The organism is Hungatella sp. SL.1.14 (genome assembly GCF_024460495.1).
Lineage (GTDB): Bacteria > Bacillota > Clostridia > Lachnospirales > Lachnospiraceae > Hungatella > Hungatella hathewayi.
Genome location: NZ_JANFYJ010000557.1, coordinates 1 through 286, shown reverse-complemented (window position 1 = coordinate 286; position 286 = coordinate 1). Strand labels below are relative to the sequence as shown.

At 49.0% G+C, this 286-nt stretch carries 1 protein-coding gene; it reads right to left on the bottom strand.

Annotated features, from left to right (window positions below):
• Window positions 1-279, bottom strand: a 279-nt coding sequence (locus tag NE473_RS32290; RefSeq protein ID WP_256265740.1) for a DEAD/DEAH box helicase, incomplete at its 3' end; no start/stop codon positions are given.
• Between the last annotated feature and the right edge of the window lie 7 nt (window positions 280-286).

Here is a 286-nt window from a genome sequence, read left to right as displayed (position 1 = left end):
CTGGGAAGCCGTCAGGGAACTGTTTAAATAGGCAGCATGGATCCAGGCCTGGTTTAGCGCCTCCACCTGGTCCTTCATCAGTGTGATTAACGGAGAAATCACCAGGGTAATCCCGTCCATCATCAGCGCCGGGATCTGAAAGCACAGTGACTTTCCGGCGCCGGTCGGCATGATTCCCAGCGTATCACGGCCGTTTAAAATACTGTCAATCAGAACCTCCTGACCGTCACGAAAGTCATCATAACCAAAATATTGTTTTAACACCTGATGTTTATCCATATATCCT